Annotated in this window: 24 protein-coding genes; 7 read left to right on the forward strand and 17 right to left on the reverse strand. The window is 39.8% G+C overall.

Annotation, left to right across the window (positions count from 1 at the left end; translation table 11 throughout):
- The first annotated feature begins 15 nt into the window (after positions 1 to 15).
- Positions 16 to 1434 carry a type IV secretory system conjugative DNA transfer family protein gene (locus VC82_RS08775; protein WP_052699091.1) on the forward strand — a complete coding sequence of 473 codons (1419 nt, stop codon included), beginning with the start codon at positions 16 to 18 and terminating at the stop codon, positions 1432 to 1434.
- Here VC82_RS08775 and VC82_RS08780 read toward each other — a convergent pair.
- A complete protein-coding gene (locus tag VC82_RS08780) occupies positions 1431 to 4286 on the reverse strand; it encodes a TrlF family AAA-like ATPase (protein WP_045802044.1) in 2856 nt (951 codons plus the stop codon). The genes VC82_RS08775 and VC82_RS08780 overlap by 4 nt on opposite strands.
- Before the next feature lie 185 nt (positions 4287 to 4471).
- Between VC82_RS08780 and VC82_RS08785 the strand changes: the two genes are divergently transcribed.
- Positions 4472 to 5851 (forward strand): RNA-binding domain-containing protein, encoded by a 1380-nt coding sequence (locus VC82_RS08785; RefSeq protein WP_045802045.1) that lies wholly within the window; start codon positions 4472 to 4474, stop codon positions 5849 to 5851.
- Between the two features lie 13 nt (positions 5852 to 5864).
- On the opposite strand, the gene VC82_RS08790 is transcribed toward VC82_RS08785, so the two are convergent.
- From VC82_RS08790 to VC82_RS08830, 9 genes are read right to left on the reverse strand one after another with little or no spacing between them, the layout of a single operon-like run.
- The gene (locus VC82_RS08790) at positions 5865 to 6236 is read right to left on the reverse strand and encodes a hypothetical protein (protein WP_045802046.1); all 372 of its coding nucleotides are present in this window, start codon (positions 6234 to 6236) and stop codon (positions 5865 to 5867) included.
- Between the two features lie 7 nt (positions 6237 to 6243).
- Entirely contained in the window at positions 6244 to 7056 is an 813-nt protein-coding gene (locus tag VC82_RS08795; RefSeq protein ID WP_245616020.1) for a DUF4138 domain-containing protein, read from the reverse strand.
- 23 nt (positions 7057 to 7079) lie between these two features.
- Positions 7080 to 8009 carry a conjugative transposon protein TraM gene (gene traM, locus VC82_RS08800; RefSeq protein ID WP_045802048.1) on the reverse strand — a complete coding sequence of 310 codons (930 nt, stop codon included), beginning with the start codon at positions 8007 to 8009 and terminating at the stop codon, positions 7080 to 7082.
- Positions 7990 to 8613, reverse strand: a complete 624-nt coding sequence (locus VC82_RS08805) for a conjugal transfer protein TraK (RefSeq protein WP_045802049.1) — start codon at positions 8611 to 8613, stop codon at positions 7990 to 7992. The genes traM and VC82_RS08805 overlap by 20 nt, the downstream gene beginning before the upstream one ends.
- Positions 8614 to 8624: 11 nt before the next feature.
- On the reverse strand, positions 8625 to 9467 hold the full coding sequence (locus VC82_RS08810; protein ID WP_045802050.1) for a hypothetical protein: 843 nt from the start codon (positions 9465 to 9467) through the stop codon (positions 8625 to 8627).
- A gap of 2 nt (positions 9468 to 9469) precedes the next feature.
- On the reverse strand, positions 9470 to 10057 hold the full coding sequence (locus tag VC82_RS08815) for a hypothetical protein (RefSeq protein WP_045802051.1): 588 nt from the start codon (positions 10055 to 10057) through the stop codon (positions 9470 to 9472).
- A 4-nt stretch (positions 10058 to 10061) separates the two neighbouring features.
- A complete protein-coding gene (locus VC82_RS08820) occupies positions 10062 to 12464 on the reverse strand; it encodes a TraG family conjugative transposon ATPase (protein ID WP_045802052.1) in 2403 nt (800 codons plus the stop codon).
- Positions 12457 to 12735 (reverse strand): hypothetical protein, encoded by a 279-nt coding sequence (locus tag VC82_RS08825; protein WP_045802053.1) that lies wholly within the window; start codon positions 12733 to 12735, stop codon positions 12457 to 12459. The genes VC82_RS08820 and VC82_RS08825 overlap by 8 nt, the downstream gene beginning before the upstream one ends.
- A 1-nt stretch (position 12736) precedes the next feature.
- Positions 12737 to 13024 (reverse strand): hypothetical protein, encoded by a 288-nt coding sequence (locus VC82_RS08830; protein ID WP_045802054.1) that lies wholly within the window; start codon positions 13022 to 13024, stop codon positions 12737 to 12739.
- A gap of 189 nt (positions 13025 to 13213) precedes the next feature.
- On the opposite strand from VC82_RS08830, the gene VC82_RS08835 reads away from it, so the two are divergent.
- The 5 genes from VC82_RS08835 to VC82_RS08855 all read left to right on the forward strand — a co-directional run bounded on the left by VC82_RS08835 (position 13214) and on the right by VC82_RS08855 (position 15788).
- On the forward strand, positions 13214 to 13855 hold the full coding sequence (locus VC82_RS08835) for an N-acetylmuramoyl-L-alanine amidase family protein (RefSeq protein WP_045802055.1): 642 nt from the start codon (positions 13214 to 13216) through the stop codon (positions 13853 to 13855).
- Between the two features lie 167 nt (positions 13856 to 14022).
- On the forward strand, positions 14023 to 14343 hold the full coding sequence (locus VC82_RS08840; RefSeq protein WP_045802056.1) for an ArsR/SmtB family transcription factor: 321 nt from the start codon (positions 14023 to 14025) through the stop codon (positions 14341 to 14343).
- 2 nt (positions 14344 to 14345) lie between these two features.
- Positions 14346 to 14807 (forward strand): SRPBCC domain-containing protein, encoded by a 462-nt coding sequence (locus VC82_RS08845; RefSeq protein ID WP_045802057.1) that lies wholly within the window; start codon positions 14346 to 14348, stop codon positions 14805 to 14807.
- Positions 14808 to 14817: 10 nt separating this feature from the next.
- Complete coding sequence (locus tag VC82_RS08850; RefSeq protein ID WP_045802058.1) at positions 14818 to 15207, forward strand: DoxX family protein; 390 nt, start codon at positions 14818 to 14820, stop codon at positions 15205 to 15207.
- Between the two features lie 2 nt (positions 15208 to 15209).
- On the forward strand, positions 15210 to 15788 hold the full coding sequence (locus tag VC82_RS08855) for a YdeI/OmpD-associated family protein (protein ID WP_045802059.1): 579 nt from the start codon (positions 15210 to 15212) through the stop codon (positions 15786 to 15788).
- A 21-nt stretch (positions 15789 to 15809) separates the two neighbouring features.
- Here VC82_RS08855 and VC82_RS08860 read toward each other — a convergent pair whose 3' ends face one another.
- The 7 genes from VC82_RS08860 to VC82_RS08890 form a co-directional block, all read right to left on the reverse strand.
- Positions 15810 to 16472: an ATPase gene (locus tag VC82_RS08860; RefSeq protein ID WP_045802060.1), complete on the reverse strand. Its 663-nt coding sequence runs from the start codon at positions 16470 to 16472 to the stop codon at positions 15810 to 15812.
- Complete coding sequence (locus tag VC82_RS08865) at positions 16456 to 17208, reverse strand: hypothetical protein (protein WP_045802061.1); 753 nt, start codon at positions 17206 to 17208, stop codon at positions 16456 to 16458. Before VC82_RS08865 ends, VC82_RS08860 begins: the two co-directional genes overlap by 17 nt.
- 4 nt (positions 17209 to 17212) lie before the next feature.
- Positions 17213 to 17497 (reverse strand): helix-turn-helix domain-containing protein, encoded by a 285-nt coding sequence (locus VC82_RS08870; RefSeq protein WP_045802062.1) that lies wholly within the window; start codon positions 17495 to 17497, stop codon positions 17213 to 17215.
- Between the two features lie 321 nt (positions 17498 to 17818).
- Positions 17819 to 18655, reverse strand: a complete 837-nt coding sequence (locus VC82_RS08875; RefSeq protein WP_045802063.1) for an RteC domain-containing protein — start codon at positions 18653 to 18655, stop codon at positions 17819 to 17821.
- A 275-nt stretch (positions 18656 to 18930) separates the two neighbouring features.
- Entirely contained in the window at positions 18931 to 19845 is a 915-nt protein-coding gene (locus VC82_RS08880; protein WP_045802064.1) for a helix-turn-helix domain-containing protein, read from the reverse strand.
- Between the two features lie 5 nt (positions 19846 to 19850).
- Entirely contained in the window at positions 19851 to 20339 is a 489-nt protein-coding gene (locus tag VC82_RS08885) for an asparaginase domain-containing protein (protein WP_045802065.1), read from the reverse strand.
- Between the two features lie 87 nt (positions 20340 to 20426).
- Entirely contained in the window at positions 20427 to 22394 is a 1968-nt protein-coding gene (locus VC82_RS08890) for a heavy metal translocating P-type ATPase (RefSeq protein ID WP_045802066.1), read from the reverse strand.

Below are 22394 nucleotides of genomic sequence, written 5' to 3' on the forward strand. Positions count from 1 at the left end.
TCATTGGTACAAATAATGATATATATCGTTGTGCCTGTCCTGTCGGTGGCCATACTTCTCTATACTTTTTACAATGGTGAACCAACGGAAAAAATAGATAAACGATATCAGGTAAAATTCTTGACCAAATCGGGAACATTCAAAATTGACAATGTAAAACGCGGCGCATCCGTCATCGGATCAGCAGGAAGCGGGAAAACCGAAAGTGTGGTTTATGGATTTTTAAAACACTTTCGTGAAAACGGATTTTGCGGTGTTATACACGACTACAAGGATTTTGAACTTACGGAAATGGCATATCCGCTTTTTGCCGATAGCGACATTCCTATGAGGGTCATTTCGTTTGACAGGATTATCCATCGGGTCAATCCTATAGCATCTCGATATTTGGAAAATGAGGAAAGCGTCAACGAAGTATCGAGGGTGCTCATTGAAAACCTTTCTGAACAGCGGGAATCTGGAACAACAGGAACAACCAAATTCTTCAATGATGCTGCAGAAGGTCTGATTGGTGGTTTGATTTGGAAGCTCAAAACAGATTACACACAGTTCTGCACCTTACCTCATTTGATTGCCATTTATCAAATGCTCGATACGGATAGCCTGGTCCAGTTTCTGGAAACTAACACAACATCGAGAGCAATGGCAGATGCATTCATTAGCGGAAAAGACTCTGAAAGACAGACCGCAGGTGTTAAAAGTACCTTGGCCAATGCGCTCAAACGGATCAGTACCCAACGCATTTTTATGGCATTGTCCGCAGATGAAGTGCCGTTGAATATCAATAGCACAGAAAATCCAGCGGTCATTTCGGTAGTAAACAATCCAAAGTTTGAGACCTCTTATTCACCTGTTATCGCTACCATAATCCACACCATTACCAAACAAATGAGCGTGCGAAATTCCCAGCCCTCTTTCTTACTAATGGAAGAAGCACCAACAATCCGGCTACTGAATATGCACCGCATTCCGGCAACGTTAAGAAGCTATGACATCGCCACCATTTATGTGATGCAGGACAAAATCCAAAACGATATGATGTATGGTGATAAGGCAAGCAAGGCCATTCTGAGCAATCTTTCCTATCAATTCTTTGGCAAGGTCAACGACCCAGACACCGCTAAATATTATGAACGCTTCTTTGAAATCATTAAAAACCCTACGAAAAGCGTGAGCAAAGCCGCCAACATCTTTAAAACGGATACCAGAATCACAAAAGGCGAAAGAGAGGTTTCCAAAAGAAGGGCAGATATTTTCTTCAGATTAAAGCAAGGTGAGTTTGTCACGTTCGCTGATGGAAAGGACAAGAAAGTGCGGTTCAAATTATCAAAAATCGAAAGGCAACTTCCACAGAGCACAAAACGATATTCTGATGCGGATTTAAGAGCAAATTTTGAGCGGGTTTATGATGAGGCGAGGTCGATATTCAACTAAAATCCATATTTATCTTTTCTAAGCCTGAACGCCTTTTCGCCACCTTCCATTACAGATGTAATTTCGTTTTTAATCTCTTTGGTGTCAATAGCACCTTCAGCTTTGATAATCCCTCTTGTTTGTGAACTGGCGTCTTTATAATCGCAGCAAATCACTAATTCGGCATCACCGTTAACTACCAAATTGGCATTATGGCTCGTAAAAACCAATTGCCTTTTCTTTTTGGCATTCCAGATATTTTGGATTATTGCATCAATGGCTCTATTGTCAATGTCATCTTCGGGTTGGTCGATTAGTAAAGGTATTCCGGGCTGGTTGAGTAATACTGTAAGTAGTGCCGTAGCCTGCTGCCCAGCTGATGCATCTCGAAAGGGGATTTCATCGCCAAGTTCGTTATTTGTTGTATAAAAGAATTCAGGGTCAAATTCTAATTCTGTTGCTGTCAATTGTAGCCAGTCATCGGTTGTGATTTTGGATTGTATCTTTAATTTGTGGTCTTCGGTGAATCCGGTTGTGTCCAAGATTGGTGTAGATGGTAATTCTTCTGGATTCTCTTCGTCAAGTTTAAATTCTGCCAATAATCTTAATTCTTCCGAGACCGCTATAAATTCAGAAATTGGGTCAGCTTTGCTGCGGATATGTGCTATTAGTGCATCTACTCGCTCTTCTCTGATTCTCGTTCCTTCAAGAATAGAACGTAATTTTTCCTTGAAATTAGCAAGATTGATATTTTTGGTAACTACTGCTTTGATTAGGTTATTTGATAAGTCGGTGAAATTTGTTGCCTGATCATTTAATACCTGAACTTTTTCCAAGTGTAGATCCTTCCATTCTTCTTTATGGGCGTTATAGTCGTTTTCTGGATTTCCAAGCTCTTTTAATACTGATTTCCTATCGGCAACTAAACTATTAATCTCTGCCAGACGGTCTTCGAGTTTTTTAATATTCGTCAGTTGTTCTTGACTTGCTATGGATTTCCCCTTGGCAGCCTCATATTCACTATCAAACTGCGCTTGCTTTTTCCCCCATTCTTCTACAATTTCAGTGTACCGCTTTAATCCACTTTCATTGAAAATATCCTTCAAATTTTGAACAGCTTCATTGATGTTTTTGAATTTTGCTTTGACCTCTGTATTAAGATTTTCTATCAAATCCTTGTTCTCTATGTTATCAATTTGAGGTTCAATAGGTTCTGGGTATAATTTTAAAAGCTCAAGAAGCTCATCAGCTTTAGACTCAAAAAGCGATAGTTCAGATTCAGTATTTTCTATAATTGTCTTCTCTAACTCAAATTTTGATTTTTTGTTAATGGTTTTTTGGTCAGCTTCCGAAATCCCTTTTAAAGACTCTCGAATACCTTTAACTTGGCCCTTTATAGAACTACCTTCAATATTGAAATTTGCTATCTCACTCTGCACTTTCTTTTTGCGTACTAATTGATTGTAAGCAGTTTTGAGTTTTAGATTTGTTTCGTCTAAATTGTAAGAAGTACGCTCTAAGCTGCTCTTAATAGGCTGCTCTATAAACCGCTTTAGTTCTTCTGTCTTTACACCAACATCACTAAGTTGTTTTTGGCTATATGATTGTATTGGCAGTACTTTCCGGATATCTTCTTCACTAACTTTTTGAAATTCACCATCACCAATTTTCAAAAGTATTTCTCTGCTGGCAGAATTTCTTTTAACGATGTGGCGGACATCATTTTTCACCATCGTAATTCTTACTTCACCCTCAACGGCTGTCAACGTTTTCCTTATTAGCGTATCTCTTCGGTTCTGAATAATATCCAATTCTTGATAGTTGCCTATTTTAACCGTTTGGTCACACAATCCCCATCGTATGTATTCTAAAATAGTTGACTTGCCAGTTCCTCTTCCACCAATCAATGCGTTATATTGTTGATTGAAGTTGATATTGAAACCACCCAGAAATTTAGAATTTGTAACGTCCAGCGATTCAATAAATATTTGAGGCATTTCTGGCTCATTCTGAGAAATTCTGGATTCTTTGGCCAAACAGGCCTGCCGAATAGCTTCTGCAGTTGGTTCTGCCCATTTAACCCAAGTAGAATATTTTCCAAACTCACGACCGTCCTCGTACCTATTATCTGAAGTAGATACAAGACCTATGCTTTTGTTTCCGTAGTTGGCATCCCCACCGTTAATTTTATTTTGATAACCGGATTCCTGTGATATTTCCTTATCAACATAACCGCCAACGCAAGGCATTTTAACGTAGTGTTCTTGGAAGCCTTGACGTATTATGGAATGTTGGCCACCTTTCCCAACATTAGGAAGTACAATGTACCTACCTTTACAATAACTTACTTCATCTAAAATTTTATGAAGCTGGGGAAGGTTGTTGATTACCTCTTGGGAAATTCTCTGGGTTTGAACCGTTTGTCTATCATAAGCGTCTGTAGGTTGTATCCCAAGAAAATTAAGGACTGAGTTGAGATGGGTGTCCTCGAAATCTGCATCAAAAATAATAATGGCCTGACTTGCAGGATTGGATAGGCTGAGTTCAATGCCTGGGAAAACCGTAACTTTTTTCTCTGGCTCGCCCATTATCTCGTGTATCTCATTCTGCTCTATGGCGACTCTTCTTAAGTGCTGGACAAAAACTACATCGTGATGGTCTGTCATAGCGATGGCGTCAATTCCTGCACTGCTTATCTTATCTAAATATTCCTTACAAAATTGATTTCGGTTATCATCAATTTGCTGTTTATCTTCTTGAGTTAAGCCTTCTACTTGCTCTTCACTTACACCAAAACGTGAACCTGTCCAAGCAATATCACGAGGGCTGTGTACTTGGAAATCACATCGATAAAATTTTGCGCCTTTATTCATAAAAAGATAGGTTATTAAAATCGCTAAAGTTAATTAACATTTTGTGGATTTTAACAGTTCATTTCAGTTTAGTTTTAACAAATATTTTCTTTCATATTAAATCACCGCAATCCTATTATATCTGTTTTTTGCTAAATGCCACAATTTAATATCACTATCTTTATCCCCCTAATTTACCTTAATGAATGCCAGAAACAAACCGTATAGAATACAAACGAGAACTGTCCGATGGACTTGAAAAAGAAGTCATTGCTTTTTTGAACTATCGGGAGGGTGGTATTCTCTATATCGGTATTGACAAGAATGAAAATGTTTACGGTTTGGCAGACCCGGACGGCGACCAACTTAAGATTAAGGATAGGCTAAAGAACAACATCCGACCTTCTGCATTGGGACTGTTTGACATTGTGAGTGAAGAACGGGATGATAAGGATGTTCTTAAAATTATCGTGGCCAGTGGTCCCGAAAAACCCTATCATCTCAAAAAATATGGGATGAGCGAAAAGGGTTGTTTCATCCGCATCGGCTCATCTGTAGAGCCAATGTCCCAAAAGATGATAGACGAGCTCTTTGCCAAGCGCACTCGAAATTCCATCAGCAAAATTAAGGCTGGACGACAAGACCTGAGCTTTGGCCAGTTGAAAATCTACTACGAAGAAGCTGGCTATAATCTTGGTAAAGCCTTTGCAAAGAATCTGGAACTGCTTACCGAGGATGGCGCATTCAATTACGCCGGTTATCTTTTGGCCGATAAGAACAATACCTCAATCAAGGTTGCCAAGTATTCAGGGAAGACACGTACAGACCTTATTGAAAGCAACGAATATGGCCACGAATGTTTGGTTAAAGCGACCAAGCAGGTTATCGATAAGATTGCGGTAGAAAATAGAACCACAACCAAGATAACCCCTAAAGAACGGCAACAGACCAATCTTTGGAATCCTATCGCTTTGCGTGAAGCAATTATCAATGCCTTTGTACATAATGACTATACCAATGAGATTACCCCAAAGTTTGAAATCTTTGTGGATAGGATTGAGATTACTTCGGCTGGCGGACTTCCTGAAGGTTTGAGCAAGCAAGAGTTTTTTGAGGGCTTTTCCGTGCCACGCAACAAAGAACTGATGCGAATTTTCAAGGACTTGGAACTGGTAGAACAATTAGGTTCGGGCATTCCTCGTATTTTGGAACATTATGGCAAAGAGAACTTTAGCTTTTCTGACAACTTTCTTAGAATGACTTTTGTAGCTAAAGAAACTACTGTTGAAGATGGTGGTGCAAAAGGTGGTCAAATAGGTGGTGTAATGGGTGGTCTAAAAGGTGGTCAAATAGGTGGTCAAATCGAAAAGGATATCGAGGCTATTTCTGAATTAACTCATAGGCAAAAAGAAGTTTTGAAGTTAATTGCTCAAGATAATCGGATAAGTCGCTCGGGTATAGCTGAAGTTTTACATATCAATGAATCTGCAATTCAGAAACACCTTAATAATTTAAAGGATGCTGGATATATAGGGCGTGTGGGTGGAACGAGAGGATATTGGGAAGTTAAACTACCGAAACACTAACAACTAACTTTCATCAAAAAGGCGACTTATCCTTTGAACCTCTTGCATCTGCCAGCCATTTACCATCTTGTTTAACCAACTTAAAAAGACCAGGCGTTTTGTCGTAAGCTGTTGTATATTTTACCCAAGCCACATCACCCATAATTGTATCCTGCAAAACAGTAAAGTTGGAATCTTCCTTTGGTGTAGCGTTGAACATATTTATGGTATTCATATAGTTTGAATACGCCTGTGGCGTTGAGTTAGCCTTTAAGGTTTCTTCATCCTTTTCATAAAAGCTTTCGATAACAACTTGGGCTGTGGCACTTGGTCCTGAAACTTTAGTTTTAGAATCGGCACAAGAGAGGAACAGCACTACAAGTAAGAAAACAACAATATTTTTCATAATGACTTTAATTTGGGTTATTAATATATCTGTGCGATAGTCTCATTTCGATATTTCGTTCACCATCTTTTTCGTTTAGTTCTAAAACAGCCCTACGATAATTGGATAACGAGAACTTGGGCAACACATAAACAAACCGTAGCATTTGGCCTTCCACAATTTTTGAAGGCAATTTATGTTTGTATATCGGTTCTTGATACAGGCGTTGCAATGACTTTCTTTTTCCTTTTTGTCGTGTTTCAATCGAAAGGTTCAAGAAATTCAAATCGTAATCCAAAGTAGAATTATTCTCAATCTGGATGACGAAGTACAGTTCTTCTTTATCGAAAACAATATTCTCAACACTTAAAACAATGCCTTCATTTCGCTTTTTGATTCGTCCAATGCGCTGTTTCCTATTGAGAAGGTATGCGCAGAATTTTTGGTAATGGTATGTTCTGTTATCTACACGCTCTTCAGAAGATTCAGCAAGAATTGAATCGGTAACAATCGGTTTTTCATTCCCGATACTACTTGATATCGGAATAAAATAATTGAGCTTAGAAAGCTGTTTTTTATACCTTACAATATACGCAAAAATCGAGCCATTTCGGTTGACTACCAGCAAATTACTTTCCTTTCCTGGCTTGGCTTGTAACAGGCCGAAATACTGTTCTTTCTCACGATTGTAGGTAAAGACAAAATTATCTGAACCGGTTATACCTTGCCGAATAGGTTCTGGGAAAAATAGTGCAACATTCTTGGTGTCGTTTGCATATATGGTATCAAGTAAGTGGGTGGTTTGTGCGTTCGCTTTCGCGAAAGCGAAAACAAATGCCATTGTGAATATATAATTATATCGTCTCATAGTTTCGGTTTTAGAATTAATCTGTAATTGTTCAGGACGGTTACTTTTACCCTGCGGTTAGAACGCCTAAATACTTGTGTAAGTCCGCCTACTTGCGGTACGCTGGGAATATTAATGTCACCAATAACATCATCAAATACCTCTCTGGTTACCTCTTCCCTAAAGTTGTTTTCAACATAGATACCCTCGCTACCATCTTGCAAATCGAAGGCTTTTAGTTTGGTGGGATGGTGTTTAATATTCTCAATTTCAATTAAAGCACGATTGGGCTGAAAACTGATAAAGCCGAAAACTGGTGTGTTCTTTGGCATCAGTTTACCATTGATAGTAGCCGATTTGATTAGGCGCATCCGCAATCGGGTATTCGCTTGAACAATTTGGTCACCATCTACAACTACATAAATCGTTTCATCAGTATTACCGATAATTGAAACTTCATTGGGCTTGGGCGAGGCAGCAAAGAACAGTTGATGTTCCAGACCCAATTCCTTGGCTTCAATTTTTTGTTCTCTTTTAACTTCAGCAGAATCCACCTTTGGCGTTGTTTGCTGAACAACTCGCTTTTGTCCCAAATGCTGGTAGCGTTTTTCGGAATACTTAATCTTGCCAGCCTTGTAAATGCTATCCACAATGCGTTGCTTTTTTTGTTCGGGCAAATCGGGATTGTACAGTCCCGTAGAATCCAAGAGCTTTTCATCGTAAATGCTTGGTGCGGTGCTTTCACGCACTTCCTTGAGATCGTTTATGGCATCGAGTTTGGAATCGTATTCCTTTTGGTCATCTTCCAGTTCAGGAACAAGCGTCTGTTGCAAGGTGTCTTCATCATTATCCTCATCTTCCATAAGCATCACTGAATATGAGATAAGGAAGAGGAAAATGATGGCGAGTACACCAGCGAAAATGATTTTATTCTTTTCTACTTTCATAATCTATTTTTCTTAAAGTGTTTTCAAAATAATTGGTAACCAACAATCCGTGTGGATTGTTGGGAAAGTTTCTGTCCACCATAATCAAGTTTCCGGTAGAAACCAGTTCGTAAGTGTCAATAATGGAACCTCTATTAATTTCGAAAATCGTAGTGGTCGTAAAACTATACGTGCCGTTGTTTTCTGAAATCCTCGAATCGATGCTCAATACCTTCTGCACCAAAGAATATTGCAATAGGCGATTATACACGCCATCCGCTTTTTTCTGACGGTACAGATTGTCCACGGAACTATTGCCCAACCACAGTGCTTTTTCCAAATTGCGTTCGTAGTTGCTGGCATCAATGTTATAGAAGTAGTTATGGAACAGTTCCAAATGCGCCAAAGCTTCGACCCTGAAATTTTCCTTTTGCGTAACCAGCTTTAGCGGAATGATACTGCCATCAGTATTGATTGCAAAGGCGCTGTTGAGCGCCTTCTGATTTGTGTTGAATACCATCCAAACTGAAAAAGTGCTGGATAGCAGCGCACAAATGACGACCGCCAAAACAATAAACCGATTTAGCTTTAGGACGTTGTATATGTTTTTATAAGGTGTTTTCATTCTGAATGGAATTAGTTGGTAAATAATCTTAGGGTGAAAGAGGTAGCACGTCTGTACAATTTGAATTTCAGGAACACGATAAAGCCAACTGAGCCCAGTTGAACTACAGGCGCAAAAAAGCCCTGACCTGTATCGGTTCCGAACAGGTTTACCCAGAAATTGGTGTTGATTTCCGTATAAATGGCATTGACAAATACATTGACCAGGAAAAAGGCTGGCACGAGCATATAAACGGCAGCGTACAATTTAAAGAAGGTATAGGCGAGCGAACGGAATTTTTCAAAAACTGCCAAACTAATGACCAAAGGAAAAAAGGCTTGCATTATTCCCAAAAGGAAAAAACGTTCTGCCAAGAATAGCGGATAGATGAACAAATCCAATATCCAGAGTATGGTACTTAATATGAAGGCCAAAATTTTGAATCCAAACAACGGTGTTACTAACGCCTCGTACAAAAGTGTCATTGCCGAACTTGCAGCATCAAAAAGACTGACATCTTCCTCTAATGGTATATCCTGCATCTGTAAGGGTAGTAACGCTGGTGCGGTTCCTCGATACTGACCTTCGATGGCCACTAATATCCCATCAAAAAAACCTAATACCTGCGTTGAGAATATGACCAAAAGCACAATGGCAAAATTCTTTGCCAATTCACCCGGACTCAATCCCCAAGTGTAGCCGTCTTTATCTGCAACGCCTTCGTTGTATTTTTTAAGAATATTGACCAAGAAAAATAGGACAGCGAGCGTTTTCATTCCGGCAATGGTATATTGCGAAAAGTCGCTGGCCTGTATGGTCTGGAACACCGTATCGATGTATTCCAGCCCAATTCCTAAAAGTATGGTCGCTGTCATTTTTAATACGCTGTTTCTCGATTATTGACTTTATCCTGCATCTTTCTGAAAGAAATAATATCACGATAACGTTTTGTTTTCATAGTGATGCTGGAAACCATCTGCTTCGATTCCAGTTCCTTGGCTTTCAGGATTTCGGCGCGTTCGGCATCACTCATTTTGAGATAATCGCTTGAGAGAACTTCGTCTATAAAATCCACCGTGTCCAGTGAATTTTGTACAATGGTTTCAAAAGAGCCCATAACCCTGTCAATTTCCTCGGGTTTGATGTAGGGCGAATTCAAAATATCCTGAAGGTCATTTTGCATTACATTGATAAGGCGCTGATTGTTCTGTGCGATTTCCTCAACTGCCCTAAGCTGTTGGACAACGCTCGATACTTTTTCAATAGCCTCTTTGGCATCCTTCAGGAATTTTACGGACTTAATCATTTCTGCCGTCTGTTTACCCGATTCCAATAGCTGTTTTACCAAGCTGATGAAGTTGGTGTTGTCATAAACAGGCATTCCCTGAGCGGTCGCACCGCTGGGCATTAAAAGGGCTGCTGTCATAGCCAACCCAAATAGAATTGATTTGATTTTTGTTTTCATAGCATTATGTTTTTGATGTGAATTGAATTATTGCTTTTTGCATATCGTGATGCTCGTTGTAGAGCTTCATTATTTCTTCGTTTTCCTTTCCATCGGTCAAGTAAGCTGCATATACTTCCTTTGGAACTTCCAAGCGGAAGATGTTACTTTCCTTCCCGATTTTGATGAACATTTCGGTGTACTTCCGTTGTCCGGAAAGGTTGTTTTTGATGGATTTTAACTGGTTCAGGTCGTGGCTGGACAAATTGAGCCGTTTAACCAATTCGTCATAGCCTTTTTCATTGTTGAGACTATAAATGACCTGTGTGTTTTCAAGAATACTTGCCGATGTGGAATTGTTCGGCAGCTGATTAATAGATTGAAGTATGATACCGATAGCACCATTCTGTTTACGGATGGCCTGGTAATAGAATTCCACACTTTCAAGGACGTTATCAAACTTCAGTTGTTTTGCAAACTCATCGAAGAGAATAATCCCTTTTTCGGCGCGGTTGCGCCAAATAGTTCTTTGAATGGCGGACTTGATGAGCTTGAGCATTACGGACAAGATTTCCTTATTGTCCTTTACTTCGTCAAGTTCAAAGACAATCAATCGCTTGTCCTCGATTTTATAGGTCTGGTCTTCGCTGACCTCAAAGAGGAAACTATATAGACCATCACCGACGTACTCGGACATTACGTGCAAAAAGCTCGTCAAGTTGAAGTAGTCGGGATGGATTTTTAGGTCATCCAGGATATCCTTCTGATGCCTTTCTATAAAATTGTAAAAACCTTCCAGCGAATGGTTTTCTGAAGTGCTATCATAATAATGACGTAATATTTTTTTGACCGAAACCGATTGGGCTTTGGTCACTTTTAAATCTGATGCAAACAGTTCAAAAAGGAAAACCGATAAGTCTTCCAACCGTTCCGGTGTGAGGTCATTTTTATCGCTGATAAAGAATGGATTGATACCCAAGTTCTTTCCGCTCTCATAGCGGAGTACCGTGTACTTTTCAGGATAGAGCTTGGCAAATTTGGTGTAGGATCCACCGAGGTCAATTATGACCAGCCGGACACCATTTTCAAAATATTGACGTAAGATGTTATTGGCCAAAAAGGATTTGCCTTCGCCAGTTGGCGCAAAAATGGCAAAGTTCCGTGCTTTGATGCGTTTCTTACGCTCATCCCAAACATCCTTTAAAACCGGAATGTTATGTTCTCGGTCATTAAAGATGATTCCCGTATCGTCAGATTTGTAATTGCTATTGTTGATGAACAGGCAAAGCGCGTGCTTTAAGTCTGTTACGTACAAATCATTATTCGAGAAGTTGGAAGAGAAACAGCAGTAGCTGTTCAATATGTAATTTTTGCGTTCTTCACCGCGAGGATAGTATGGGATGATATCCAGTTCTTTAAACTCAGTCTTGATTTTTGAGGTAATGGAATCGAGGCTCTTTTTGTCTTTTGCCCAATACACCACGTTAAGATGCCCACGAATGATACGCGCATTATCATCTGCATTGATTTGGTCAAGAATATGCTGAATTTTATCAAGTACTACTTTATTCTGTGAACCGAAGTTTGAACTTTTATTGAGTTCTTCGATTTTCTTATCGAGCAACTTTCGCCATTTCTGTTTGTCATCTAAATACAGGATTTGATTGACGATGTGGTTCTCGTTAAGCGTCAGCCCAAGGCCATCAATAAACCCTTGATGAAACACAAAATCGTCAGAAGTGAATTTCTCATTGGTCTTGCTACTCTGCACACTTTCGCCAAAGCACAGTTCGCTGTTGACGGCCAGGGCATTAAAATGATTGTCACCAATGGTGACGTTCTTTTTTTCCAGTAAGATATCGGTATCAAATCCCTCGCTGAATCCGTTGAAATAGTTGGTGGTGAGCTGCTGTATTTCTTCCGCTTGAAGCGGAACAAAATGCATCTTTCGGCTGTTGTTGATGAACGATACCGAATCACTTACCGCATTGGCGAATACCTTGATATTATCATCCATCTGCTGAACAATCCCTTTGGAAACCTTACGGAATGGATTGACATATTTTGGATTGTTGAGTGCCTTGTTTTTGGTCAGGATGAAGAATAGATAGCATTGGTGCTCAATGTACCCTCGACCTTTAAAATGGTTATGGGTAGCTTTTTCTAAAAAGGATTCGCTGGGCAGTTGCTCTGAGGAATAGGACTTCTTTAAGTAGATATCCTGCTTATGGACAACCGTCCCGACTGGTAATGATTTCAATGCCTGAAACCAGGCACCGTGGATGTCTTCAAAATCCCTTTCAGATAAGGAATAGATTTCAGGCAGATTCCCTTTATAGCACAACACCACATTACCATTATTGGCAAAGACGATATTATCCTGAATATCCGCAATGGGTTGATATGCCGACAGGTTCATCTTATTCATAATCGAAACCTGAATTACGCTTGTTGCTGATGATTTTTGGAAAGGGATTACCCACTTGAAACATTTGAGGACTTTTGGCGATTCTCGTCAAAGCGACATATAGACTACCATTAAAGACCATTAAACCGATGATAATGCCAAAGCTGAAGGAAAAGATGATAATGAGCAGTGATGCCAAAATGGATACCATCATCAAGGCAAACAGGGAAAGGGGCAAGCCAAAGATGACCGCACGTTTCCGCATATTTCTATAGACTTCATACCGTTTCATCTTATACTACAATGCCTATTAGATAGGTGAAGATTCCAACGACTGCACCAGCAATTAGCACAAAGACCAATACACGGGTAATCCCTTTTTTAAGGTCTGCGTTTTCACCAAAGAAGTGACCTGCATTAAACAGGAAACCTATTAGAAAGATGACACCCAATATAATTGGGAAAATAGTTCGGATGGTGTCGGAAACATCGTTGACAGAATCTTCAATACCACCAATTTGTGCAAAAAGCGAAGTGGATAAGAGCGAAAGAACGCCTGCCAAATAATATGTTTTTTTCATAACGAGTGGGTTTAAAATTTTGGTTCATTTTCGTTATGGGAAATTTACATATATTTGAACATAAATAACTGTAAATCAAATATATGTGAATAAAATATTATTTGATATTGTTTGGTTTTCGTTGCTGTTATTTGGCATCAAATTCTATGGAATTTTGAAGCCGAACTGTTGAAAACCTAAAAGTTGAAAATGAAAAAGTGGCTCAAAAACGTCAGTTTTGTGATTTTACTTCTCAAAAGTTGCATCCTTTTTGGGCAGGATTTGGACGCAAAGAAAATTATCGTAATTGACCCTGGCCACGGCGGAAATGATTCTGGTGCGATTGGGGTAAATAACTTAAAGGAAAAGAGTATAACCTTGGAAATAGCAAGGTCGATTTCGGAATTGGCCGAGAAAAACCACAATAAAACTGTGGAAATTTATCAAACTCGTTATAGCGATACCTTAGTTTCTTTAAGTGATAGGGCCAAGCTGGCTAAAGGTCTAAATGCAGATTTGTTCCTTTCCCTACATTGCAATCATTCCGATAATCCAGATGCAAGAGGTGTAGAAGTCTATGTGTCCAATCAAAGTTCGAGATTTTTGGATGAAGCAACTTGGTTTGGCTTTCAATTGCAAGCTGACCTGAATGAGAAGTTGGGATTTGAAAGTAGAGGCGTAAAGTTTGCCAATTTTCAAGTGCTTCGGGAAACTACGGACTTTATGCCATCCGTTCTATTGGAATTGGGGTTTCTGAGTAATGAAGATGAGAGGCGTTACATTTCAAATTATACACACGCTGGGCTCATTGCCGCAATTATATTATCATTAATAATAACATTAGAATTATGAAAGAAATATTTATCAAGGTAGTTTCAAGTGTAAAGGAAATAATAACTGAGATGTTTTTTGCGACAAAGGTTCTCATCGCTGATTTAAGAAAACCAAAATCAAATTGAAGCTGAAAAATTTGCGCAACCAAATAACTGCGTTTATATTTGCAGTCAAATAACTGCGTAATGAAATTGAGACGAGATGTTTTCCAGGCCATTGCCGACCCTACAAGAAGGGCGATCATCACTTTGGTGGCCGCCAATGCGATGACACCATCTGCCATTGCCGAAAATTTTGACTATTCCAGACAAACCATTTCTAAGCATATACAGATCCTTACTGAATGTGAGATTTTAGAACAGGAACAGAAAGGCAGGGAAATTTATTATCAACTCAACCCAAACAGAATGAAGGCAATAGCGGAATTCATTGAACCTTTCAGAAAGTTGTGGGACGACAGATTTAATAAACTTGAAGAAGTAATGAAAAAACACCAACCAAAATAAATATGGAACAAAAAACAAATGTAATAGCTGAAGAAGGCAAGCAAGAGATTTTAATTACAAGAGACTTTGATCTACCAGTAGAACTTCTATTTAAAGCATATACCGAACCAGAGTTCATCGAGCAGTGGATGGGTACCAAAGTGTTGCAGTTCGACTTCCAAAAACACGGAAGCTACCAATTTTTAACTACTGACTCTAAAGGCAACAAAATCAGATTCAATGGTTCGATACACGACTTCATAACAAATCAAAAAATCATAAGGACTTTTGAAATGGAAAATATGCCTTTTGGCGTTCAACTTGAAATTTACGAATTCGAGAAATTGACAGAAACTACCAGCAAACTACAGCAACAAGTTATCTATCAATCCGTAAACCACAGAGACCAAAACCTAAAGCTTCCATTTAAGCAGGGACTCAATATGGCGCACAATCGAATGGAGGAAATATTAAAATCAGAATGAACATTGGCATATGAAAAAACGGAACAAAATAATCTACTGGATAGTAACTGGTTTCCTTGCCTTCGGAATGACCGCTGGTGGCGTTCAACAATTTCTTCAGATAGGCGGATATATCGAAATAATCCAGAATTTAGGATACCCGAAGTACATATTACCAGTTTTGGGAATCTGGAAGATATTAGGGGTCATCGCGATCTTGATACCCAAATATTCGCTTCTTAAAGAATGGGCCTATGCTGGCTTTTTCTTTGCGATGTCCGGTGCCGCGGTCTCACACTTTGCAAACGGGGAACCCTTTACGGAGGCTTTGCCATCACTTGTGCTGTTGCTCGTAACCATCCTATCTTGGTATTTTAGGCCAGACAGCAGGAAAATTGTTTCATTACAAAAATCAACCTAACTATGGAAAAAGTTGACCGATATATTGAAAAAGCCAAGAAATGGAAAGAGGAATCAAAACTGCTACGGAAAATTTGTCTGGACTGCGGACTCGATGAGGATTTTAAGTGGATGCATCCCTGCTATACCTTCAAGGATTCCAACATCGTACTCATTCACGGGTTCAAGGAGTATTGCGCATTGCTATTCCACAAAGGTGCTCTTTTAAAGGACACCGAGAATATTTTGGTTCAACAGACGGAAAATGTCCAGGCTGCCCGACAGCTTCGTTTTAAGAATTTAGAAGAAATCGAGGAGCAAAGGAAGATTATTAAAGAGTATATCTTCGAGGCCATCGAGGTTGAAAAAGCAGGTCTGGAAGTCGAAATGAAAAAAACATCTGATTTTGAATTGGTGGACGAACTAAGAGATGCCTTTGATGCAGAACCAGAATTTGAAAAAGCATTCTACGAACTAACACCAGGCAGGCAAAGAGGATATTTACTTCACTTTTCTGGAGCCAAGCAATCCAAGACCAGAACATCAAGGATCGAAAAAGCTAAACCGAAAATTTTTGAAGGGAAGGGTCATAATGAACGGTAACAAAGTTTAATCGAAAATAAACTACTTCCTTTTGTCCACAGCTTTTGTATCAAAAGCAATCAAATTAAACAATTCTCGCATCCGACTACGAACCCGATTACCATAGCGTTCTTCCAGTTCTTCGGCGTTGAGATTGGTGGTGGCGTGGGTCTTTATTTTCCGTTTGGTGTCGAGATAGAGTTCGTATCGAGAGAGTAAAACCTCACCCATCACATTGAGGTCTTTACCGTAAAATCGGCCAGCAGGTTCAACACCCAAATCGTCAAAACAGTAGAATTTGGTATTACCATATTCCTCGACGGTTTTAAAACCCAAGTGATTGAAGCTGAAAGTTACATTTCGGCAGGGAATCATTTCGTAAGGTCTTTGCAAGGGCACAATGTGGCGCAGCAATTTCATCAAACTGGTCTTACCGCATCCTACTGGTCCAGAGAGTAAAATACCTTTATCTACATCAATTTCATATTTATCACAGTTTTCCTTATCTCTTATAAAATATGAGCACAGCTTTAAAATAATGGGTTTATCTTCATCATAAATCCTGAACTTTTTACCAAACAGTAACTTGCCCTTGGCATTCAAATAAATCAGGATTTTCGAGAAATCATACAGTACGCTTTTCCCATCAAATTTGCCCAGCGAGTATTCCACGCCGCCTTCTATGATTTTAGAGGGGTTGTCCATAGTCTTTCGATTTAGTGGTTCGCAAGTTGTCCTTGATTTGGGACGGTCGTTTTTTGTTTGGTTTGTTTTCCAATTCAAAAAGTTCGGTTCTGTCCATCCAATTGATGGCCACAGCTCGCCAATCGCGAATTGGTTCGCCATTTCCTGTTTGCCAATAACGGTCAGCATAGTGCTGATAAAACTTTTCAGCTTCAGCTTTATCAAAATTCTTTTCTTTAAAAAAATCAACGACAGCCAGACAGTCCTTTGGCTGTTTTATATAGTTTTCCTGTTTGATATTGTTTGTATTAGATACCAATGCTTGTCCATTTGTGGGACGGTGTCGGTACACCGCCTGTTCATTTTTGGGATGGTGGTGTCCCTCAAGCGGTACACCTCTGGGATAGTACTGTTCCGCAAGCTGTTCCAATATGGGATTGTACTGTCCCGAAACAGGTTCATCACTTGTACCGATAATGGACATCTTGATTTTACTGCCCTTGTATGGATTGTTGGACGGGAAATAGGATAGATAATCCCACGAGTGAAGTTCTGTAATGCATCTGTGATAGGTAGATTTTGACCCAATCTTGGCCACGCGCATCAGTTCCCTGCGGTTTACGTAGAACTCATCCATAAAGCGACAGCTGTTCCATTCTTGGAACAGCGCCATATACAGACTGATATGGGTAGGATTTAGGCGGTCATCAAAATAGAACGTTTCAAAAGCCGCGTTGAGTAGCTTTATGTAGTTCATAGTTTCAGGAATTTAACCCGTGGTGTACACGGTTGGCATCCATTACCTTTTGAATTTCCTCGGCATCATAATAGATGATTCCGCCTACCTTAGTGTATGGCAAGGTGCCATTGATGCGAAGGTTTTGAAGTGTGCCCGGACTCACTTGAAGCAAATCCATTACTTCGGAAGATTTAAGGTATTTCTTGATTTTTCCAGAAGCTTGTTTGGACAATAGATTTTTAATGTCATCGAGCAATTCCATTTTGAATTCCCGAAGGTCGTCTGTGGTGATAATGCTTGTTGGCATAATAGAACGGTTTAAAAGAAAGGGACTATCGCATTGCTTTCAACTAATTTGATAGCCCCTGACCTGATTTGACTTTCGTTCTACAAATTTGATATGGATTATCGGATTTTCTTCCCCAGTACGACCGTACTACGGTGAAAATTTAACATCTTGAAATTTGGTTTGATTTGGTGCTGTTTAATGGCCCTAATGCCGAAACTTGCACCCAAAAGGAAATAAATTTTATGCAAAATAGGCTGAAAACCAAATCACCGTAGGTCAACCGTAGTACGGTAATTTTTTAACATTTAGATTTGATGGATAAACGGCTGGTAGATTCTACTATTTCTCGCTTTTATCCATTTCAGAAAGAAGGGAAGTGGACAGCTCATCAAGGAAAAGCGTTCGGCTTTTTTTCCTGTATTTGATGTCTTGATAGGTTTTATAGATGTCTTTCGGTTCAACATCGAAAATCTGGCTCAAATAATCTGAAATTTTAACAATACTCAGATTGTTTTTAGCGCCAAGCCCTTTGGCGTGAAGCGCATAAATGAGTTCCACATAGTCTGTATTGCTGAACGGCCAATGCATTTTTTCGGTGTTAGATAAGGAAATCTCATTTCCATTCAACCCATTCTTCAATCTTTTTTGCTTATCCGCTAAGTATTCGGTTAGGGACTTGTAGGCATTGTACTTGCCGAGCAACATATCTCGTGCTGTGCAAAATTCCGGGTCTTGAAAATAGAATTTGGAAAGTGTGATATGATACCCATTGAGATAATCACGAGTGTAATATTCTTTGTCAAAATGCGTCTGCCCTGATTCAATGTATCTTCCGAAGTCCAGATTGTAGAGAAAGAATCGATTGAGTTTGTTGCTTTTCTTTTTGATGGATTTAAGCTGACTTTTTAAGTCGATTTTCGGAAACTGGATTTCAAACGAATGGATTTCGGAATAGTAGATTAACTCAACGAGAGGGACTTGTTTGGTTACTTTAAAAAAATGGATTTCGTCTTGAATGGATTTGAAGCCTTGCGACAGAACCTCTTTTTTCAGCGTGCTCAATGAATCACGGCAGAGCCCAATGGAACGGTGTGCCCTTTCAAGGATGCTCTTATTTTGAAGTTTTATATCATCAAGTTCTTTTTTTAGTCGCTGAGTTAATAATTGAAAGTCCATAAGCAGGTGTATTTTGATATGAAACCATAGAAATGGGATTTAGTTGATGCGGTTGGTTAGATGATATCATAGTCCTGCAAAATGATATAAATGAACGCCACAGGTCATTAAATTTGTGGCTCATTGGTGTATTTTATGGAACTCTCACTAAAATAATTTTACCTGGTAAACGTACAAGGAAAACTTACCGTATTTAATTACGGAACAAGCCGTATTTTTCTACGGAAACTCTGTGAGACACTGAATATGCTTAGGTCTTCAGAGAGGAAATTTAATTATCTTTTTTTGCGAAACCGCTTTAAAAACTCGCGTCTGTTCTTCACACCCGTTTTCTTGAAGATGTTTGAGGCGTGTTTTGACACGGTGCTTTCGGCAATGAAAAGTTCCTCGGCAATTTTCTTATAACTAAGATTGCTAAGGATGGATAGTGCAACTTCAATTTCCCGTCGGGTTAAATCCTCATAGATTATCTTGCGCTCTACAGATTCTTCGCGCTGTTTTTTCTTCAGGGCAAATACCTCATACATTCGGGTATTGTTTTCAATGAAGTATAAATATCTATCTACCTCAATGGCTGTGATGGCAAAGAAGGCCAAATTCATTACGGTAAAGGTTATCCATTGATAATCACCTATTACGGTGCAGATGGGTAACAGGGCTATACTTGCTACACTCACCATAGATAATTTGTTACGCCTTAAAATAAAGGCATTCGGGTTGCTCGGATTTGAAATACGACGATAGAAAATGATGAGAAATACAAATGCTATTATGGATATGGGAATAGTAAAAAGAAAGCGAGCCGCATCCAAAGAGTCTGTCAAAAAATATGGCATCAAAAAAAGAACAACATAGCTGCCACTCGCTAAAAATGCGAGATTTTTAATGGATGAGTTGAATTTCAATACGACGATGTCGTACTCTTTATACAGGTAGTAAACGATATACACGCATAACGCAATGGCCACGCCATACGTAATGATATATTGAAGGATGAATGGCCCTGGAAAGTTGTCTATGGGTAAAAATCCGCCCGTGGCATTGTATGTAATGAAAAGTATGCCGAGATATAAAAACCGTCGAAGGCTACTTCGTGTATTCCTTCTCGAAAAGTAAAAAGTGAGCAATACAATGACCGTATCTATTAAAAGATAGAAGAAAGTTGTCCAATGTATTGACGTGCCGAACATTTACTTTACTGGTCATTGCGCTCAAATTTGTTGGTTTCTAAATTCTTTGAAACATTGTTCCAATTGAAAATCTTTCCGTTCATAGCAATATAAACATCCGGTTTTAGAAGCTGTAATGAGCTTAGTGCATAGCCTAAATTAAACAGTGCATCTGTCTCTGCAGATGAACCTAAAATGAAAGACCCAACCAGTACGACGGTTTTATTCAGGTTGAGTTTTCCGATATATTTTGCGGTGTCTTCCATCGTGAAAGTACCGTGAGTTATCAAAATCTTTGTCGCAGCAGATTCCTTAATCTTGCAAATCAACTGCGCTCTGTCCTCATCTGTGATGGCCCTGCTATCCTTTTTGAACACACTTTCGATGGTGTAATCAAAATCAACATTGGCTTTCTCAAGAAAACCTTGAATCGTGACATTTGATTGGGTTATACCTTTTCCGTCCACATAATCCAGTCCTTCAATGGTGCCGCCTGTTGTAAGAATATGTATCATAAAATAGGACTTGTTGTGACCTATAAAGATAACAGATTTTTAACAGTAAATATTAAATAACATCACATTAAAGACTTGGAAAGAATATCATCCCCACTTCTTTTTCTGCAATCGCACCGCATTAAAAATAGCAAGCAACGCCACACCCACATCGGCAAAAACGGCTTCCCACATAGATGCCAAACCACCAGCACCAAGGATAAGAACAACTACCTTTACCCCAAAGGCCAGACCGATGTTTTGCCAGACAATCCTACGGGTGGAACGACCGATTTTGACTGCTCTTGCAATCTTACTGGGTTGGTCAGTCTGGATGATTACGTCTGCGGTCTCTATGGCCACATCGCTTCCCAATCCGCCCATTGCGATACCCACATCACTTGCAGCGAGTACGGGTGCATCATTGATGCCGTCGCCCATAAAGGCTACGGTCGTATCAGGTTGTTTTTTGAGTTCTTCTACTTCGTTCAGTTTGTCTTCTGGTAGCAGACCACCTTTCGCCCAATCGATATTCAGCTCTTCGGACACCTGTTGGGTAATGGAATCCTTGTCGCCCGAGAGCATTATGATTTTAGAGATACCCGCCTCTCGTATCTGTTTGATGGCTTGGTGGGCATCTTCCTTCAGTTCATCGGCAATGGTTACGTATCCGGCAAACTTTCCGTCGATGGCTACCATTACTATGGATTCGACTATTGTATCGGTTTTAGAGGGGACTTCGATACCGTTGGAAAACATCAAAGCTTTATTGCCGACCAATACCTGCTTTCCGTTGACTGCACCTTTTAATCCTTTTCCTGCCACTTCGGAAACTTCGGTCGCTTCAAAATCCGCACCATCGGCCTTATATTCCAGAATTGCCTTTGCAATGGGATGGGTGGATTGCTCTTCCATCGCCATCAGGTATTGCATAAATTCCGCTTCTGCAAAATTGGATTTGTTGACCACTTCCTTAATCTTGAAGACCCCTTTGGTAACTGTACCCGTCTTGTCCATTACCACAGTATTTACCTTGGTCATCGCATCGAGAAAGGACGCACCCTTGAATAAAATTCCGTTACGGGATGCCGCACCTAATCCACCGAAATAGCCCAAGGGAATGGATATGACCAAGGCACAGGGACAGGAAATTACCAAGAAAATCAGAGCGCGGTAGAGCCAATCCCTAAACACATAATCGTCCACGAAGAAATAGGGCAAAAACGTCAGTCCGATGGCAAGGAAAACCACGATGGGTGTATAAATTCTGGCGAATTTTCTAATGAACAGTTCCGTTTTAGATTTTCGGGCGGTAGCGTTTTGAACCATATCCAAGATTCGCGCGATGGAACTGTCCTTAAATTCTTTGGTAGTCTTTACTTCGATGACCCCATCTAAGTTGATGCTTCCCGCATAGACTCTTTCGCTCTTGACGATTGTATCGGGTTTGCTCTCACCAGTAATGGCAGCTGTGTTCAACGATGCTTTTTCGGACAGTAGAACCCCATCCAAAGGGATTTTTTCGCCTACGCGAACCTGAATTCTTTCACCAATCTCGACCGTTTCCGGATTGACCGAAACAAAATCCCCATTTCTATAAACTAATGCTTCATCGGGTCGAGCATCCAAGAGTGCCTTGATGTTTCCCTTCGCCCGATTTACCGCAGCGTTCTGGAAGAGTTCGCCCACGGCATAAAATAGCATTACGGCCACACCCTCAGGATATTCACCTATGGCAAATGCACCCAGAGTGGCTATGGACATCAAGAAAAATTCCGTGAAAAAATCACCATTTCTAATGCTGTTCCAACCTTCCTTGATTACAGGAAACCCAACGGGAATGTAAGCTAGGGTGTACCAAACAATCCGCACCCATCCTTTAAAAAAAGGAAACGCGTCAAAATAATCAATGGCTATACCGGTAATCAGCATTACAAAGCTGAAAATAGCGGGCAGGTAAGTTCTCAAATTGGAAACTTCTTCTGGACTACTATGGTTGTGTCCGTCATCGTGGCTATGTCCGCCCTGATGTTCGTTAGGGTTCAAACCCCGTAAGTTTACTTTTTTCTTTTTCAT

Origin of the sequence: Flagellimonas lutaonensis (genome assembly GCF_000963865.1) — a bacterium.
Lineage (GTDB): Bacteria > Bacteroidota > Bacteroidia > Flavobacteriales > Flavobacteriaceae > Flagellimonas_A > Flagellimonas_A lutaonensis.

Excerpts from the sequence above, each read along its gene's own strand:
- VC82_RS08795 (WP_245616020.1), bottom strand. The coding sequence starts at position 7,056 with ATGGCATTTGTTTTCGCTTTCGCGAAAGCGAACGCACAAACCACCCAC.
- VC82_RS08880 (WP_045802064.1), bottom strand. The coding sequence starts at position 19,845 with ATGTTCGGCACGTCAATACATTGGACAACTTTCTTCTATCTTTTAATA.
- traM (WP_045802048.1), bottom strand. The coding sequence starts at position 8,009 with ATGAAAGTAGAAAAGAATAAAATCATTTTCGCTGGTGTACTCGCCATC.
- VC82_RS08790 (WP_045802046.1), bottom strand. The coding sequence starts at position 6,236 with ATGAAAAATATTGTTGTTTTCTTACTTGTAGTGCTGTTCCTCTCTTGT.
- VC82_RS08825 (WP_045802053.1), bottom strand. The coding sequence starts at position 12,735 with ATGAAACGGTATGAAGTCTATAGAAATATGCGGAAACGTGCGGTCATC.
- VC82_RS08835 (WP_045802055.1), top strand. The coding sequence starts at position 13,214 with ATGAAAAAGTGGCTCAAAAACGTCAGTTTTGTGATTTTACTTCTCAAA.
- VC82_RS08805 (WP_045802049.1), bottom strand. The coding sequence starts at position 8,613 with ATGAAAACACCTTATAAAAACATATACAACGTCCTAAAGCTAAATCGG.
- VC82_RS08780 (WP_045802044.1), bottom strand. The coding sequence starts at position 4,286 with ATGAATAAAGGCGCAAAATTTTATCGATGTGATTTCCAAGTACACAGC.
- VC82_RS08845 (WP_045802057.1), top strand. The coding sequence starts at position 14,346 with ATGGAACAAAAAACAAATGTAATAGCTGAAGAAGGCAAGCAAGAGATT.
- VC82_RS08830 (WP_045802054.1), bottom strand. The coding sequence starts at position 13,024 with ATGAAAAAAACATATTATTTGGCAGGCGTTCTTTCGCTCTTATCCACT.
- VC82_RS08785 (WP_045802045.1), top strand. The coding sequence starts at position 4,472 with ATGCCAGAAACAAACCGTATAGAATACAAACGAGAACTGTCCGATGGA.
- VC82_RS08815 (WP_045802051.1), bottom strand. The coding sequence starts at position 10,057 with ATGAAAACAAAAATCAAATCAATTCTATTTGGGTTGGCTATGACAGCA.
- VC82_RS08875 (WP_045802063.1), bottom strand. The coding sequence starts at position 18,655 with ATGGACTTTCAATTATTAACTCAGCGACTAAAAAAAGAACTTGATGAT.
- VC82_RS08865 (WP_045802061.1), bottom strand. The coding sequence starts at position 17,208 with ATGAACTACATAAAGCTACTCAACGCGGCTTTTGAAACGTTCTATTTT.
- VC82_RS08890 (WP_045802066.1), bottom strand. The coding sequence starts at position 22,394 with ATGAAAAAGAAAAAAGTAAACTTACGGGGTTTGAACCCTAACGAACAT.
- VC82_RS08870 (WP_045802062.1), bottom strand. The coding sequence starts at position 17,497 with ATGCCAACAAGCATTATCACCACAGACGACCTTCGGGAATTCAAAATG.
- VC82_RS08850 (WP_045802058.1), top strand. The coding sequence starts at position 14,818 with ATGAAAAAACGGAACAAAATAATCTACTGGATAGTAACTGGTTTCCTT.
- VC82_RS08860 (WP_045802060.1), bottom strand. The coding sequence starts at position 16,472 with ATGGACAACCCCTCTAAAATCATAGAAGGCGGCGTGGAATACTCGCTG.
- VC82_RS08810 (WP_045802050.1), bottom strand. The coding sequence starts at position 9,467 with ATGACAGCGACCATACTTTTAGGAATTGGGCTGGAATACATCGATACG.
- VC82_RS08840 (WP_045802056.1), top strand. The coding sequence starts at position 14,023 with ATGAAATTGAGACGAGATGTTTTCCAGGCCATTGCCGACCCTACAAGA.
- VC82_RS08885 (WP_045802065.1), bottom strand. The coding sequence starts at position 20,339 with ATGATACATATTCTTACAACAGGCGGCACCATTGAAGGACTGGATTAT.
- VC82_RS08855 (WP_045802059.1), top strand. The coding sequence starts at position 15,210 with ATGGAAAAAGTTGACCGATATATTGAAAAAGCCAAGAAATGGAAAGAG.
- VC82_RS08775 (WP_052699091.1), top strand. The coding sequence starts at position 16 with ATGATATATATCGTTGTGCCTGTCCTGTCGGTGGCCATACTTCTCTAT.
- VC82_RS08820 (WP_045802052.1), bottom strand. The coding sequence starts at position 12,464 with ATGAATAAGATGAACCTGTCGGCATATCAACCCATTGCGGATATTCAG.